This window comes from Nocardioides ginkgobilobae, from assembly GCF_054781275.1.
Map to the genome: position 1 here is coordinate 1 of NZ_BAAGUS010000018.1, position 15,003 is coordinate 15,003.

At 74.4% G+C, this 15,003-nt stretch carries 12 protein-coding genes; 5 read left to right on the forward strand and 7 right to left on the reverse strand.

The window, feature by feature from the left end; genetic code table 11:
- Positions 1-357: 357 nt before the first annotated feature.
- The 5 genes from eccB to ACYVID_RS15220 form a co-directional block, all read right to left on the reverse strand.
- Entirely contained in the window at positions 358-1,833 is a 1,476-nt protein-coding gene (eccB, locus tag ACYVID_RS15200) for a type VII secretion protein EccB (protein ID WP_460738439.1), read from the reverse strand.
- An 8-nt stretch (positions 1,834-1,841) separates the two neighbouring features.
- The gene (gene eccD, locus ACYVID_RS15205; protein ID WP_460738441.1) at positions 1,842-3,215 is read right to left on the reverse strand and encodes a type VII secretion integral membrane protein EccD; all 1,374 of its coding nucleotides are present in this window, start codon (positions 3,213-3,215) and stop codon (positions 1,842-1,844) included.
- A 145-nt stretch (positions 3,216-3,360) separates the two neighbouring features.
- On the reverse strand, positions 3,361-3,657 hold the full coding sequence (locus ACYVID_RS15210) for a WXG100 family type VII secretion target (RefSeq protein WP_300645517.1): 297 nt from the start codon (positions 3,655-3,657) through the stop codon (positions 3,361-3,363).
- A 19-nt stretch (positions 3,658-3,676) separates the two neighbouring features.
- A complete protein-coding gene (locus tag ACYVID_RS15215; protein WP_300645519.1) occupies positions 3,677-4,009 on the reverse strand; it encodes a WXG100 family type VII secretion target in 333 nt (110 codons plus the stop codon).
- Between the two features lie 239 nt (positions 4,010-4,248).
- Positions 4,249-5,607, reverse strand: coding sequence for a hypothetical protein (locus ACYVID_RS15220; RefSeq protein ID WP_460738444.1), 1,359 nt, complete (start codon positions 5,605-5,607; stop codon positions 4,249-4,251).
- Positions 5,608-5,775: 168 nt separating this feature from the next.
- Between ACYVID_RS15220 and eccCa the strand changes: the two genes are divergently transcribed.
- On the forward strand, positions 5,776-9,801 hold the full coding sequence (gene eccCa / locus ACYVID_RS15225; protein WP_460738446.1) for a type VII secretion protein EccCa: 4,026 nt from the start codon (positions 5,776-5,778) through the stop codon (positions 9,799-9,801).
- Between the two features lie 174 nt (positions 9,802-9,975).
- Here eccCa and ACYVID_RS15230 read toward each other — a convergent pair whose 3' ends face one another.
- Positions 9,976-10,470 carry a nuclear transport factor 2 family protein gene (locus tag ACYVID_RS15230; RefSeq protein ID WP_460738447.1) on the reverse strand — a complete coding sequence of 165 codons (495 nt, stop codon included), beginning with the start codon at positions 10,468-10,470 and terminating at the stop codon, positions 9,976-9,978.
- Positions 10,471-10,590: 120 nt separating this feature from the next.
- Between ACYVID_RS15230 and ACYVID_RS15235 the strand changes: the two genes are divergently transcribed.
- From ACYVID_RS15235 to ACYVID_RS15245, 3 genes are all read left to right on the forward strand, one after another.
- Positions 10,591-10,776, forward strand: a complete 186-nt coding sequence (locus ACYVID_RS15235) for a hypothetical protein (protein WP_460738449.1) — start codon at positions 10,591-10,593, stop codon at positions 10,774-10,776.
- Positions 10,777-10,866: 90 nt separating this feature from the next.
- Entirely contained in the window at positions 10,867-11,181 is a 315-nt protein-coding gene (locus tag ACYVID_RS15240; protein WP_460738451.1) for a type II toxin-antitoxin system VapB family antitoxin, read from the forward strand.
- On the forward strand, positions 11,178-11,702 hold the full coding sequence (locus ACYVID_RS15245; protein WP_460738453.1) for a LytR C-terminal domain-containing protein: 525 nt from the start codon (positions 11,178-11,180) through the stop codon (positions 11,700-11,702). The genes ACYVID_RS15240 and ACYVID_RS15245 overlap by 4 nt, the downstream gene beginning before the upstream one ends.
- Positions 11,703-11,726: 24 nt before the next feature.
- Here ACYVID_RS15245 and ACYVID_RS15250 read toward each other — a convergent pair whose 3' ends face one another.
- The gene (locus tag ACYVID_RS15250; protein ID WP_460738455.1) at positions 11,727-13,244 is read right to left on the reverse strand and encodes a potassium/proton antiporter; all 1,518 of its coding nucleotides are present in this window, start codon (positions 13,242-13,244) and stop codon (positions 11,727-11,729) included.
- A 115-nt stretch (positions 13,245-13,359) separates the two neighbouring features.
- Here ACYVID_RS15250 and ACYVID_RS15255 point away from each other — a divergent pair, with 115 nt between their 5' ends.
- On the forward strand, positions 13,360-14,859 hold the full coding sequence (locus ACYVID_RS15255; RefSeq protein ID WP_460738457.1) for an FAD-binding protein: 1,500 nt from the start codon (positions 13,360-13,362) through the stop codon (positions 14,857-14,859).
- The last annotated feature ends 144 nt before the right edge of the window (positions 14,860-15,003 follow it).

A 15,003-nucleotide genomic window follows, 5' to 3' on the forward strand; every position in this document is an offset into this window, starting at 1 on the left:
GTGAGACACGAAGACCTCCGGAGTTTCGTGAGCGAGTGGATGCTTGGTCGCTTCACACCTCACCCGGAGGTCTTCGTCATCGTCCAGCAGGCACGCCGTACCTAACGTCCGTGGTCAGTACACCTAGGGCGATGCCGAGGACCGTGGTCACCGCCCACGAGCTGGTCACCCGGTCTCGACGACGCTCGCCGGCGCTCGCTGCTCGACCGGCCAGTGCGACACAGCGGTCTCGATCACCCTCGCCGGCGCTCGCTGCTCGACCGGCCAGTGCGACACCGCGGTCTCGACGAAGCTCGCCGGCGCTCGCTGCCCGACCACCCGACGAGACACCGGGGTCCCGACCGGAGCCGGCGGGGCTCAGCCGCACGTCGGCTCCGCGCCCTCGGGCTGCGGCGGGCACAGCGCCGCCTCCTGCGACAGCGCCACCCCGGCGTCGAAGAGGTCCAGCCAGGTGCTCGGGACCAGTGGGGCGGCGTACGCGCCGTACCCGAGGAGCTCGGGGGTGTCCGCGCCGACGAGGGCGTTGGCCCGGCCCTTCTGGTCGACCACGAACCGGCTGCCCGCGAGCTCGCCGTCCACCACGGTGTCGGTGGCCAGACCCTCGAAGTCCCCGCTCACGACGTAGGCCCCGGCGCCGGGGTCCACGTCGACCAAGCGCTGCGACGGGTCGAGCACGCGGTCCGCGGAACTGTCCTCGTCGGGCGAGGTGGCCAGCTGCACCAGCGGAGACCGGTCGGCGGCGGCGTCCAGCAGCGCGCACGTCTGGCCGGGCACGGCGGAGAGCAGGTCCTGGGGCCAGCGCGCAGCGGCGTACCCCTCGGAGGCCGCGCCCCCGTCGAGCCCGTCGCGCTCCCGGGGCGGGCGGCCGCCCCGACCCCCCGCGGAGACGTCGAGGTTGCTCCACAGGGCGAGGGCGAAGGCGGACAGCGGCTGCAGCGCTCCGGTGTCGTCGACCAGGAAGCCGGTGCCGGAGTCGGAGCGGGTGTAGTCGCCGACGCGGATCCCGTCGGGCTGGCCGGGTGCCGGCTCGCCGAGGTCGTCGAGGTCGAACGCGGCCGCGTCGAGGTCACCGCCGCGCGGGAAGAGGTCCAGCCACTCCCGCGGCACCTTCACCGCACCCGCGGTGCCGTTGAGGCCGACGGCGCGCAGGAAGGCCTCGGTCTGGTCGGAGTCCTCGTCGGGGACGGCGTAGCGGTAGGCCTGCGCCGGACCCAGCGTGCTCTCGGGGACGGTGGCCACCAGCCACAGGCCCGCTCCGGGCCCCTTGACCTCGACCAGGGCGGCCTCGGTGCCCTGGGTCGGCGTCACGCCCACCTGCGAGGAGACCCGCACGGTCAGGCCGCGGTCCGGGCCGGTGCAGGCGGTCCAGCCGGAGTCGACGAGGTCGCTGGTCGCGGGCAGGCTCGCGGGGGCGTTGAGGATGCCGATGTCCTCGCCGAGGGGGCGGGTCTCGATGGTCTCCTGGGAGACGATCCGCGGCTCGAGGCCCTCGGCGCCCAGGATCAGCTGGGCGGAGGTGATGTTGATGACCGGGCGCAGCTCGGGCGGCTCGCCGGTCTCCTCCTCGTCCTCGAGGATGACGTACGCCGCGCCCTGCTCCTTGCTGATGACCAGACCCGGGGCGTCCCAGTCGCTGTCGGGGCGGTCGGAGAAGACGCCGGTCACCGCGGCCCCGGCGATGAGCAGCACCGACAGGGCCGCGCCGCCGACGATGCTGCGGCCGGGCCGCGCGGGCTCGACCTCGCGGCCGCCGGGGGCACCGGAGACGAAGGCGGTGACGAGCCGACGGCGGGAGAAGGAGTGCGCCTCGACGAGGTCGCGCTTGGTGGCCATGCCCCGCCTCAGCCGCTGATCGCGTCGAAGAGCCCGGTCGCGAGGACCGCGAGCGGCAGCAGGGAGACCAGCGCCGCGGTCTCGGCCACGTCGCCCAGGCGGGCCCGGCGCACCGAAGGGGCCGACGGCACGAGGGTGGCCGCGAGCAGGATCCCGCCGGTGGCCGCCAGCACGACGGCGGTGGTGGGTCGCCAGTCGGGGTGCAGCCACAGCAGCGACACCGCGACCGACACCAGCCCGAGCAGCCCGCTCACCAGCCCGACGAGCACCTCTGTGCCGGTGCGGTACTGCCGGGTGCGCAGCATCAGGACCAGCGCGCAGACGACGGCCAGCAGCGTCCCGGCCAGCCCCGCCCCGACCGCCAGCGGCGCGACCGCCACGAGCAGCAGGCCGACGGTGGCGCCGATCGAGACCAGGATCTCGTGGGCCAGCCGGGCGTCGCTGCCGACCTCGGCGGGGTCGATCTCCTCGGGGTCGGCGGTGATGTCGGTGACGGAGTAGACCTGCTCGACGTTGCGACCGGTGACGCCCAGGGCGAGCCAGGGGAAGACGCTGCCGCACACGACAAGCAGGACCAGAAGCCCGACCAGCACGCGCGCGGGCTCGGCCCCGGTGCCGTCGAGGAGCAGGCCGCTGACCAGGAAGACGGCGCCCACGATCGCCGGCGGCAGCACCAGGGCACGACCCTCCCCGACAGCCAGCAGCGCGAGCAGGCCCGACGCGAGGGCACCCAGGCCGGCCATCGCGACCGGCAGGCCGAACAGGTCGCCCTCGGGCGCGAGGAGCAGACCGGCTACCGAGGCGTACAACCCGGACGTCCAGGCCACGGCGACCGCGGCGTCACGCTCGCCCTGCACGCGTGAGAGCACGACCGAGCCGCCGAGCAGCGCCGCGGCGACGACCACGGCGGCGGTGCCCGCGAGCGCGGAGTCGGTCTGCAGCAGCAGGCTGCCCGCCCCCAGGACGAGCAGCAGGCCGGCGGCGACCAGGGCCGTACGCCGGCCGGAGGCGGGCGACCACGGGCGCAGGTCGCGCTCCACGACGTCGGTCATCGCCTCCACGACGTCGTCGTAGACCCGCGGCGGCTCCTCGTCGACACCGGCCGTCACGGTCAGCAGCCCGCCGTCCTCCACGCCCTGGACGAGCAGGCCCACGTCGCCGGAGAGCCGGCGGCCCTCGGCGGTCGTGACGGCGTATCCGCCGTGGACGGTCAGCGCGTCGAGCAGCCCGACGCTGCGGGCCAGCTCGGGGACCAGCTCGGCCACGGGCACCGCCCCGGGCAGGACCAGGTCGACCCGGCGGCTGCCGGAGGCGACGGTGACCCGGACCAGGCCGGAGGCCACGGACGGGGTTCCTGCGGCGCTGGGGGGCGCGGTGGTCATCGGGGGTTCCCTCCAGGACGGTGCGGGGGACGGGGGCGACGGGGTGCGGGGGACGCGTGGGTCCTACCCACGCGAGAGCGGCCCGTCCCCCCGGTCTGGACCGGGAGGACGGGCCGAGGTGCGCAGGTGGCCCCGAGGGTGAGGCTCAGCCCCCGAAGAGGGCGGCGCCGCGCTGGTCGGCCGAGCGGTAGTCCTGGTTGGCCGTCGAGACGGCGACGCTGGTGCGGGCCAGCAGGTCCTTCATCTCGTGGATCGCCTGGTCCCACTGGGCCTTGGCCTGGGTGTAGGCCTGCTGGGCGCTTCCGGACCAGCCGGCGCCCTTGAGCTCCTTGAGGTCGTCCTCGAGGCGGTTCATCCGGTCCTCGATGGCCTTGACCCCGTTGGCGAGGTCGGTGGCGCCGATGTCCAGGCCACCGTGGTTGACGCTGATGCCGTCGAACATGTCTGTCTCCTGTCCTGTCTCAGCGACCGTTGGGCAGGGCGCCCAGCGAGTTCTGGAGGGCGGTCATCGAGGACTGCTGCGCGTCGTCGGTCGACACGTTGTCCTTCTCGGTCGTGATGAGGTTCTGCTCGAACTCGTTGAGCGCGTTGACGATCTTCTGCTGCTTCTCGTTCCACGCCATCGCGAGCGCCTGGAACGAGGTCGAGCCCTGGCCGCCCCACTGGCTGCGCAGCGCTTCGACGTTGTTCATCAGCGTCTTGGAGATGCCGTCGAACTCCGCCTTGGCGTCCGCCACCAGTCCGGCGGCGCGGGTCAGGGTCTTCTCGCCCTGGCCGTAGTCGGGTGCTGCCATGGCCCTGCTCCTTCCTCGGAGACGACCAGGTCGCCCGAGATGTCGTGTGTGTCTGGGTCCGTCAGCCGGTCCGACCCCCGTGGGACCGGCTCGTGCTGGACGAGCAGGCGTGTACCCCCGGCTTTACCCGCTAAACCACGATGGATTCGGGGCTGTGGACGACCGACCCCCCGTTGGGGACCCGGCGTCGTCCTGGGCGCGTTCCCGGGCGTGGACCGGGCGTGAGCCAGGCCCGGGACTCACACGTCGGGGATGTTCTCCCACAGGTGCCGGAACAGGCCGCTGGCCGGGACGAGACAGGCCAGGGCCAGTGCCGCGGTCAGTCCCTCGAGCACCTCGGCCCGGCGCGACCACCACGCCGAACGCCACCCGCGCCCGGTCGCGACGGCCGCGAGGACCAAGAGGACGCCGACGCCCACGGCACCCAGGGCGAGCCACCAGCCCGACCCCTCGGCGAGCGTCGGGGCGAGGTCGAGCAGCAGCGCCGCCCAGCAGGCCAGCCCGCCCACGCGCAGCAGGACGCGGGCCAACCGGTGGCGGTAGCTGCGGGCGGCCAGCAGGACCGCGCCGCCGGAGAGCAGCACGAGCAGGCGCGCGCCGACCACGTCGGCCGGCTCGTCGACCGAGGACAGCACGCCCGGCGCGGCGAGGAGCAGCACCACCAGCACGCCGGCCGAGGCGGCGGTCACGGTGCGGGCACCCCGCGCCGCGACCGCGCGCACGGTGGCCGGGGCCACGACCGTGCGGCCTCGACGTCCGGTGGGTCGCTCGCGCGCCGACCAGGCGGTGACCGCGAGTCGCTCGACGTCGATCAGCATCTGGTCGGGGACGTCGACGGCGAAGCCGGGCACGAACCTTGGCGCCAGCATCGCCAGCACCAGCAGCACCGCCCACACCAGCTGGGAGCCTGCGCCCACGAGCGCGCCGCCCATGGTCACGAGGAAGAAGCCGAGGCCCACGACCGTCCAGACGCGCAGCAGCTCCGACCCGTGCGGGGCCAGGGCCCGCGCGGTCGCGGCGGCCACCGCGGAGACCAGCGCGGCGACACCGAGCACGGTGGGCAGCCGTTCCGGCGCGGGGTCCCAGACGACGGCGTACGCCGCGGCGCCGGCGTACGCCGGGGCGACCAGGGCCCGCGCGGCGGCCCACCGACCGACCGGCAGCGCGGCCAGGAGGGCGCCCACGACGAGGACGACGACCGTGGCGTCGCGAGCGGCGCCGGTCGCGGTGGCGGCCGACCAGCCCGCGAGCAGGGCGAGCGCTCCCGCGACCACGAGCAGGGCAGCCAGCCAGGGGCCGCCGTCGGCGGTGCGGCCGGGGGGCCGGGCCTCCCCGGCGGGGAGCCCGGGGACGGTGTCGGGCACCACCACGAGCAGCGACCCGGGACTGACCCCGGCGTCGGCCAGCGGCAGGGCGGGCTGGAGCGCGAGACCGGTCGTGGTGCCGAGCGAGGGCACCACGGGAAGGCCCACCTGCGCGGCGTACTCCTGCGCGACGTCGGCGGCGGTGGCCATCGACGGGACGACGAGGTCCACGACCCCGCCGGGGCCGTGCACGCTGAGCGCGACGACGTCGCCGGTCCCTGTCCTTGCCGCCACGGCACCTCCCTTCCCCACCACGCGGCGCTCGACACCGCCCGGCGCCACCGGTCTGCACCGGGATGCCGCACGGCCCGCGTGCGGCCGGCGCCCGGGGGCGCCCGCAGGAGGTACTGACCACCGGCCCGAGGCGGTTTCACCCGGGCGGGGGGAGGGTAGTCGCCCGCCGTGACGACGACCCTGCGCGGACAGCGCCCCGAGGCACCCGAGATGCCGAGCGGGGAGATCAAGCTGCAGGCGCCCCCCGAGCTCGACCAGTCCGAGGGCGCCGCCGGCGTGCTGATGAACGCCATCCCGATGCTCGGCAGCCTGGGCTCGATCGTGCTCGTCGCCTCGATGGGGGCCGGGGCGGGCGGCGGGGGCGGCCGCTCCTACATCGCCGCGGGCATGTTCCTCTTCGCCACGCTCGGCTTCATCGTCGTCCAGATCGACCGGCAGCGGAAGCAGCGCGCGCAGTCGGTCACCGGCTCGCGCACCGAGTACCTCCGCTACCTCGCGACGGTCCGCGCGGTCGCCCGCGACGCCGCCGCCCAGCAGCGCCAGGCGCTCACCTGGCAGCACCCCGACCCGACCTCGCTCCCGGCGCTGGCCGAGGAGCGCAGCCGGCTCTGGGAGCGCACCTCGACCGACGCGGAGTTCCTGCACGTGCGGTACGGCGTGTGCCACCAGGAGCTCGCGCTGCGCCTGGTCCCGCCCGAGAGCGCTCCCATCGACCAGGTCGACCCAGCCGCCGCCTCGGCGCTGCACCGCCTCCTCGTCGTCCACCGCAACCAGCCCGACCTGCCGGCCTCGGTCGACCTGCGCGCCTTCGACCGGATCGAGGTGTGCGGCCCGGAGGAGACGGCCCGCTCGCTGGCGCGGGCGCTGCTCTGCTCCGCCACGGCCTTCCAGTCCCCCGAGCACCTCGTCGTCGCGGTGCTCGCGGGCGAGCGCCAGCTCGCGCACTGGGACTGGGTCAAGTGGCTGCCGCACAGCCACAGCCCGCAGGAGTCCGACGCGGTCGGCCCGCGCCGGATGGTCTCGACCTCCCTCGACGAGCTCGCCGACCTGCTGCCGCCCGACCTGGCCGACCGGCCCCGCTTCGGCGCCGACGAGCGCCCCGCCACGCCCCACGTGCTGCTGGTCCTCGACGGCGCGACCCTGCCGCCCGGCAACCACGTCGTCCCGCCCGACGGGCTGCACGGCGTCACGGTGCTCGACCTGCCGGCGCGCTGGGACGAGCTGGAGGACGCCAGCCGGCTGCGGCTGGCGCTGCTGGCCGAGGAAGCGTCCGACCACCTGGTGCCGCTGGAGGCGGTGCGGGTCCGCGAGCCCGCGATCCGGGCCAAGGGCGACCAGTGCGACCTCGCCACCGCCGAGGCCTTCGCCCGCCGGCTCACCGCCCTGCACACCGTCTCGGCGGGCGCCATCGACGCCGCACCGAGCTCGGAGATCACCGGGCCGACCGACTTCATGGAGGTCCTCGGCCTGGGCGACGTGCACGTGCTGGACCCCGACGCCGCCTGGCGCACCCGCCCGGCCCGCGACCGCCTGCGGGTGCCGATCGGCGTCGGCGACGGCGGCGGCCTGGTGCACCTGGACATCAAGGAATCCGCCCAGCAGGGCATGGGTCCGCACGGCCTGGTGATCGGCGCGACCGGCTCGGGCAAGTCGGAGTTCCTGCGCACGCTCGTGCTCGGGCTGGCGATGACGCACTCCCCCGAGCAGCTCAACATGGTGCTCGTCGACTTCAAGGGCGGCGCGACCTTCGCCGGCATGTCGGAGATGCCGCACGTCTCCGCGGTCATCACGAACCTGTCGCAGGAGCTCACCCTCGTCGACCGCATGCAGGACGCCCTGTCCGGTGAGATGGTGCGCCGCCAGGAGCTGCTGCGCGAGGCCGGCAACTTCGCCTCGATCCGCGACTACGAGAAGGCGCGGGCGGCCGGGGAGGACCTCGAGCCGATGCCGTCGCTGTTCATCGTGGTCGACGAGTTCTCCGAGATGCTCAGCGCCAAGCCGGAGTTCATCGACCTGTTCGTGGCCATCGGCCGCCTCGGCCGCTCGCTGGGCCTGCACCTGCTGCTGGCCAGCCAGCGCCTGGAGGAGGGCCGGCTGCGCGGGCTCGAGTCGCACCTGTCCTACCGGGTCGGCCTGCGCACCTTCAGCGCCCAGGAGTCCCGGGCGGTCCTCGGGGTCCCCGACGCCTACGAGCTGCCGGCCGTGCCCGGCCTGGGGTACCTCAAGCCTGATCCGACCACCATGCAGCGGTTCAAGGCGGCGTACGTCTCCGGGCCGCCGAGCGGGCGCTCGCGCGTGCGTCGCGACGAGGGCGGCCACGTGCAGGGCATCCTGCCGTTCACGATCTCCGCGGTGCAGACCCTCGAGCCCGAGCCGGAGGTCGAGCAGGCACCGACGCCCAGCCCGGCCGCGGAGGTCGGCAACCAGCCCTCGCTGCTCGACATCGCCGTGCGCCGGATGCAGGGTCACGGCCCGGCGGCGCACCAGGTCTGGCTGCCCCCGCTGGACGTCCCCGACACCCTCGACGGCCTCTTCGGCGACCTGGTCGAGGACCCCGAGCTCGGGCTGGTCTCCCCGTCGTGGCGCGAGCTCGGCGGTCTCACCGTGCCGCTCGGCACCGTCGACCGCCCGCGCGAGCAGCGCCGCGACACCCTGTCGGTCGACCTGTCCGGCGCCGCCGGCCACGTCGCCGTGGTGGGCGGTCCCCGCAGCGGCAAGTCGACGCTGCTGCGCACGATCCTGACCAGCGCCTCGCTGGTGACCACGCCGGCGGAGTCGCAGTTCTTCGTCCTCGACTTCGGCGGCGGCGCCTTCGCGCCGATGTCGACCTTCCCGCACGTCGCCGGGGTCGGCACCCGCTCCGAGCCCGACGTCGTGCGCCGGATCGTCGCCGAGGTCACCGGCATCGTCGACCGCCGCGAGGCCTACTTCCGCGCCCAGGGCATCGACTCGATCGAGACCTACCGCGCGCGGCGCCGCCAGGGCCGCGCCGACGACGGGTACGGCGACGTCTTCCTCGTCGTCGACGGTTGGTCGACCCTGCGCGCGGACTTCGACGACCTGGAGCTGGAGATCCAGCAGCTCGCCGGCCGCGGCCTCACCTTCGGCCTGCACGTCGTCGCCGGTGCCGCGCGCTGGTCGGACTTCCGCGCCGCCATGCGCGACGTCTTCGGCACCCGGCTCGAGCTGCGGCTCGGCGACCACATCGACTCCGAGATCGACCGCAAGATGGCCGCACTCGTCCCGACCGGCCGCCCCGGACGCGGCCTGGTCCAGGCCAAGCTGCACTTCCTCGGCGCGCTGCCACGCATCGACGGCCGCGCCGACGCCGAGTCGCTCGGTGAGGGCGTGGAGGGTCTCGTCGACGCCGTCACGCGCGCCTGGCGCGGCCCGGCCGGCCCCAAGCTGCGGTTGCTGCCGGACCGCATCGACCTCGCCGACGTACGCCGCCTCGCGCGGGTGCCCGAGCAGGTCGACGCCTCCGCGCCGCGCCCCGGTGGGCGGCTGCTGCTCGGCATCAACGAGAAGGACCTGGCCCCCGTCGGCCTCGACCCCGACGCCGAGCCGCACCTGCTGGTGCTCGGTGACGGCCAGTCGGGCAAGAGCGGCCTGCTGCGCACCTACGCCCAGGAGGTGATGCGCACCCGCAGCCCGCAGGAGGCGCAGATCATCCTGGTCGACTACCGCCGCTCGCTGCTGGGCGAGGTGCCCGAGGAGTACCTCCTCAACTACCTCACCTCCGCGCAGCAGGCGACGCCCGCGCTCAAGGACGTCGCGGCCTACCTCGAGCAGCGCATCCCCGGCCCGAACGTGACCCCCGACCAGCTGCGCAACCGCTCGTGGTGGCAGGGCGCGGAGGTGTTCCTGCTCGTCGACGACTACGACCTGGTCGCCACCCAGCAGAGCTCCCCGGTCGCCGTGCTCCAGCCGCTGCTGGCCCAGGCCCGCGACGTCGGCCTGCACGTCGTGGTGACCCGCCGCTCCGGTGGCGCCTCGCGCGCGCTCTACGAGCCGGTCATCCAGACGCTGCGCGACCTGGCCATGCCGGGCCTGCTCATGTCGGGCAGCCCCGACGAGGGCCCGCTCCTGGGCAACCTGCGCCCGACCCCCCTGCCCCCCGGCCGCGGCCGGCTCATCACCCGCGACCGCGGCATCGAGGTCGTGCAGACGGCCTGGAGCGAGCCGACGATCTGAGGCTGACCGGTCGCCCCCGACCGGCGTGTGGCGTGGCGGCCGGACGGGGGCGCCCCCGGAGGAGCGTGGACGGGCCTGGCCCCCTGCTCGTGAGGGACGAACGAGCAGGGTGGTTGCGACGAAGGGGGCGCCCCCGGGAGGCCGCCACGCCACACGCCCACCGCCCCACCACCCTCAGACGTGCGTGTGCTCGCCCGGGCCCTTGATCGCGAAGCCGGGGAGGTCGGCGAGGTTGAAGGTCGCCTCGTAGGTGCGGCGGTAGCCGGTGTGGGCGACCCGCCAGCCGTCGGGGGTGCGCTGGTAGCGGTCCTCGTAGAACGCCGCGCCCTCGAGCATGAAGCCGAAGGCCGCGACGACCACCTTGTCCTGGAGGTACCACCGGGCGGTCGCGGTGTCGCCGTCGATGCTGATCTCGGGGTGGTGCACCTGGTGCAGGGTCACCAGGCCCTCGCCGAGGTTGGTGCGCATGTAGTCGACCAGGGCGGCCCGGTCGGCGAAGACCAGCCCGTTGTAGTCGGCGGTGGCCTCGGGCAGGAAGCACGCCTCGAACTCGTCCCAGGCCTTGGTGTCGAGGGTGCGCAGGTAGCGGTACTTCAGCTGCTTGACGTCCTCGTGGTCGCGCCAGTCACCGACGGTCGCAGGAGTAGAACCTGTTCCAGTTTCGCTCACGACGGCACAGTAACCCAGGTCACAGCCCGCGGAACACGGATGTAACCGCCCGTCAACCGTCCGGCGATCTTGGCGGCGCAAGGTGAGGGCTCCAGTCCTCCCCACCCACAGGAGTCCCCGATGGCCGACAGCACCCACGTCACCGCAGCCCTCTCCGCCATGTCGGACAAGACGGCCGAGCAGCGCGCCGCCCTCCGTCTCAAGCACGCGCAGAAGCTCACCGCCCTCATGGAGGCCCGCGACGACCTGCGCGGGGTCCACGCCCTCGCCGACTTCGTCGACGACTCGGTGCGCTGGAGCGCGTGAGCGCCCGGCCCACGACGTACGACGGCGGCACCCCTGCGCAGGTGAAGACGACCCGCAGGGGTGCCGCCGGTCCCGTCTAGAGTTGCGGCCGTGATCTTCAAGCGCGTGGGCGAGGGGCGCCCCTACCCCGAGCACGGGCTCTCGTCCCGCGACTGGGCCGCCCTGCCGCCGCGCCAGGTCCGCCTCGACGAGCTGGTGACCACGAAGGACACGCTCTTCCTCGGCGCCCTGCTCGACGACGACTCCACGTTCTACGGCGACCTGTTCGCCCACGTCGTCTCGTGGGACGGCGAGCTCTACCTCGAGGACGGCCTGCACCGGGCACTGCGCGCGGCCCTGCAGCAGCGGCCCGTGGTGCACGCGCGGGTGTTCGAGCACACGCCGCGGGGCACGGTGCAGCCATGACCGAGCCGGCCGGCCCCGCCCTCCCCGCCACGCTGCGCTCGGCGCTGACCCTGGGCGTGCTCGGCGTCCTGCTCCTGCTCATGCTCGTGTGGGGCTGGTCCTCGGCCACCGCCCCGCTCCCCGGCTCCGAGGACGACCAGGGCGCCTGCGAGCCGTTCACCGTGGTGGCGGGCGAGCGCCTGGACAGCTCCCAGGTGGAGGTCTCGATCCTCAACGCCGGCAACCGTGAGGGGCTCGCGGGCGAGGTGATGGACGGCTTCGTGGAGCGCGGGTTCCGGGAGGGCAGCAGCGGGAACGCACCGACCGGCACCGAGGTCGCGAAGGTGCAGATCTGGGCTGCCGACCGCCGCGACCCCGCGGTCGAGCTGGTGCGCAGCGCGCTCCCGCAGCCCGCGCCGGTGGTCGACATCGAGATCAACGCACCGGGGGTCGTGGTCGTGGTCGGCAACGACTTCCGCGAGCTGCGCGAGGGGCGGACCTCGATCACGGCCCGCCAGGACGGGTCGGTCTGCGCCCCCTGAGCGGCCCCCGGCGACCCGGCCGCCTCAGCGGCCGCGCGACCCCCGCGCCTCGGGACCCAGCCACTGCGCCAACCGGCCACCGCGGCTGACCTCCCGCAGCCGGCGCTCGGTCGCCTCGCGCTGCTTGCGGGGGGTGACGACCAGCAGGTCGTCGCCGGCGCGCAGCGCGGTGCGGCGCTCGGGCACGAGGGTCTGGTCACCCCGGATCACCAACGACACCGAGGCACCGTGCGGCAGCCGCAGCTCGCCCACCTCGACCCCGTGCAGCCGCGAGCGGGGACTGATCGTGACCTGGAGGAGGTCGGCCGCGACCCGCTCCAGCGGTGCCGCCTCCACGTCGAGGTCACGGGGTTCGGACCTCGAGGCGACCCGCAGCACCCGGGCCGCCCAGGGCAGGGTCGGGCCGGTCAGGAGGGTGTCGACCACGATGACGACGAAGACCAGGTCGAAGAGCCGCTCCGCCCCGTCCACGCCCTCCGAGAGCGGGATGGTCGCCAGCACCACGGGCACGGCACCGCGCAGGCCCGCCCAGGACACGAACGCGAGCTCGTTCCACGGCATCGGCCGCACGAGCGCGCTGAGCCCCACGGAGGCCGGCCGGGCCACGACGGTCAGCACCAGCACGACCGCGAGCGCGAGCCCGACGGTCTCGAGCGTGATCCGTCCCGGGGAGAGCAGCAGCCCGAGCATGACGAAGAGCCCGATCTGGGCCAGCCACGCGACGCCCTCGGCGAAGGAGCGGGTGGCGGCCCGGTGCGGCAGGTCGGCGCTGCCGAGCACCAGCCCGGCGACGTACACCGCGGCGAAGCCGGACCCGTGCAGCGCGGTCGCGCCGCCGTACCCGAGGAAGGTCAGGGAGAGGACGGCGAGCGGGTAGAGGCCGGCCGTCGGGAGAGCGGCGCGACGCATGACCCAGGCGCCGCCGAAGCCGGCGGCCAGTCCGCACGCCACACCGAGCGCCAGCTCGCCCGCGATGATCGCGCCCACGAGGGCTGGCGGGTGCTCGCCGACCGCGCCGGAGGCGATGAGCGTGACGAGCACGACGGTGGGGGCGTCGTTGAGGCCGGACTCGGCCTCCAGCGCCCCGCGCACCCGGCCGGGCAGCGGGACCACCCGCAGGACCGAGAAGACCGCGGCGGCGTCGGTGGGGGCGAGCACCGCCGCGAGCAGGACGGCGAGCTCCCACGGCAGGCCGAGCACGAGGTGCCCGAAGCCGGCCACCAGGGCCGTCGAGACGGCGACGCCGATGGTGGCGAGCGAGACGCCGAGCGCCATCGAGGGGCGCAGCTCGCGCCAGTTCGAGGTCAACCCGCCCTCGGCGAGGATGACCGCCAGGGCGGCGAACCCCAGGGCGTGGGCGAGCTCGGCGTCCTCGAAGCCGATGCCGAAGCCGGACTCCCCCAACGCTGCGCCCATGAGCAGGTAGACCAGCAGCGACGGCAGGCCCGCGCGCGAGGAGAGCCGCACGGCGAGGATGGCCAGCAGCGTGACGACCGATCCCACCAGCACGAACTCGTCGAGCGCCTGCACGTCGAAGGTCATCGCTCCCCTGTCCCCGCGGGGTCCGGCCCGGAGCCCGAGCCTATCGTCGGCACGCACCTGGACAGCCGTCCGGTCGCCGGTTCCAGAAAATTGGAACTTGTTCTAGATTTGGGACATGAGCGAGACCCCCGGCACCACCGTCCCCGACGTCCTGCCCGCGTCCGTCCTCGACGGGGCGGAGACGTACGACCTGGTCGTGGTCGGGTTCGGCATCGCCGGCGGCTGCGCGGCCCTCGAGGCGGCCCGCGCCGGCGCCCGGGTGCTGCTGCTGGAGAAGGCCGCCGTGCACGGCGGCACCTCCTCGATGTCGGGCGGCCACTTCTACCTCGGCGGCGGTACGCCGGTGCAGCAGGCCACGGGCCACGAGGACACCCCCGAGGAGATGTACAAGTACCTCGTCGCGGCCTCGAAGGAGCCCGAGCACGACAAGATCCGCGCCTACTGCGACGGCTCGGTCGAGCACTTCGGCTGGCTCGAGGCGCTCGGCTTCGAGTTCGAGCGCTCCTACTACCCGGAGAAGGCCGTCATCCAGCCCGGCACCCAGGGCCTGATGTTCACCGGCAACGAGAAGGTCTGGCCCTACAAGGAGCAGGCCGTCCCCGCCCCGCGCGGGCACAAGGTGCCGGTGCCCGGGGACACCGAGGGCACCCGGATCGTGATGGACCTGCTCAAGGAGCGGCTGGCCGAGGCCGGCGCCGAGGTGCGCTACGAGACCGGCGTGACCAACCTGGTCGTCGACGACTCCCCCGAGGGCGGCGGCGCGGTCGTCGGCGTCGCCTGGCGCTCCTTCGAGCGCACGGGCACGGTCCGCGCCGGCTCGGTCGTCCTGGCCGCCGGCGGCTTCGTAATGAACCCCGACATGGTCGCCGAGCACACCCCGGCGCTCGGCTCGAAGCTGTTCACCCTCGGCTCGACGTACGACGACGGACTGGGCATCCGGATGGGCCGCTCGGTCGGCGCGGAGCTCAAGCACATGGACGAGCCGTTCATCACCGCGCCGATGTACCCGCCGTCGGTCCTGCTCACCGGCATCCTGGTCAACAACCGCGGCGAGCGGTTCGTGGCCGAGGACTCCTACCACTCGCGCACCTCCCAGCACGTGATGGAGCAGCCCGGCTCCGAGGCCTACCTCATCGTCGACAGCGAGCACGGCGAGCTGGCCAGCTACTCGATGCTGGTCCCGATCATCGACGCCTACGACACCATCGAGGAGCTCGAGACGGCGCTCTCGCTGCCGGCCGGCTCGGTCGCGGCGACCCTGGCCCGCTACAACGAGCACGCCGCCCGCGGCGAGGACCCCGACTTCCACAAGTCGCCGGAGTGGCTGGCCCCGCAGGACACCGGCCCCTGGGCCGCCTTCGACCTGCGGCTGGGCAAGGCGCTGTACGCCGGGTTCACCCTCGGCGGCATCCGCGTCGACGTCGACGGCCGCGCCCAGCGCCCCGACGGCTCGGTCATCCCCGGGCTGTACGCCGCCGGCGCCTGCGCCTCCAACCTCGCCCAGGACGGCAAGGGCTACTGCTCGGGCACCCAGCTGGGCGAGGGCTCGTTCTTCGGGCGGCGGGCCGGGCGGCACGCGGCGGCCGTCGCCGCGGGGGCGGTCGCTCCGGCCTGACGCCGCAGGCTGGTCGAGCAGGCGAGCGCCAGCGAGCCGTCGTCGAGACCGCGCAAGGTGACTCTGGGCGGTGACCACCACCCACGGTCGTGGGGCCGGATCGCTGTGGCCGGGGCAGGCTTGTCGGCGTACGCGGTCTCGACG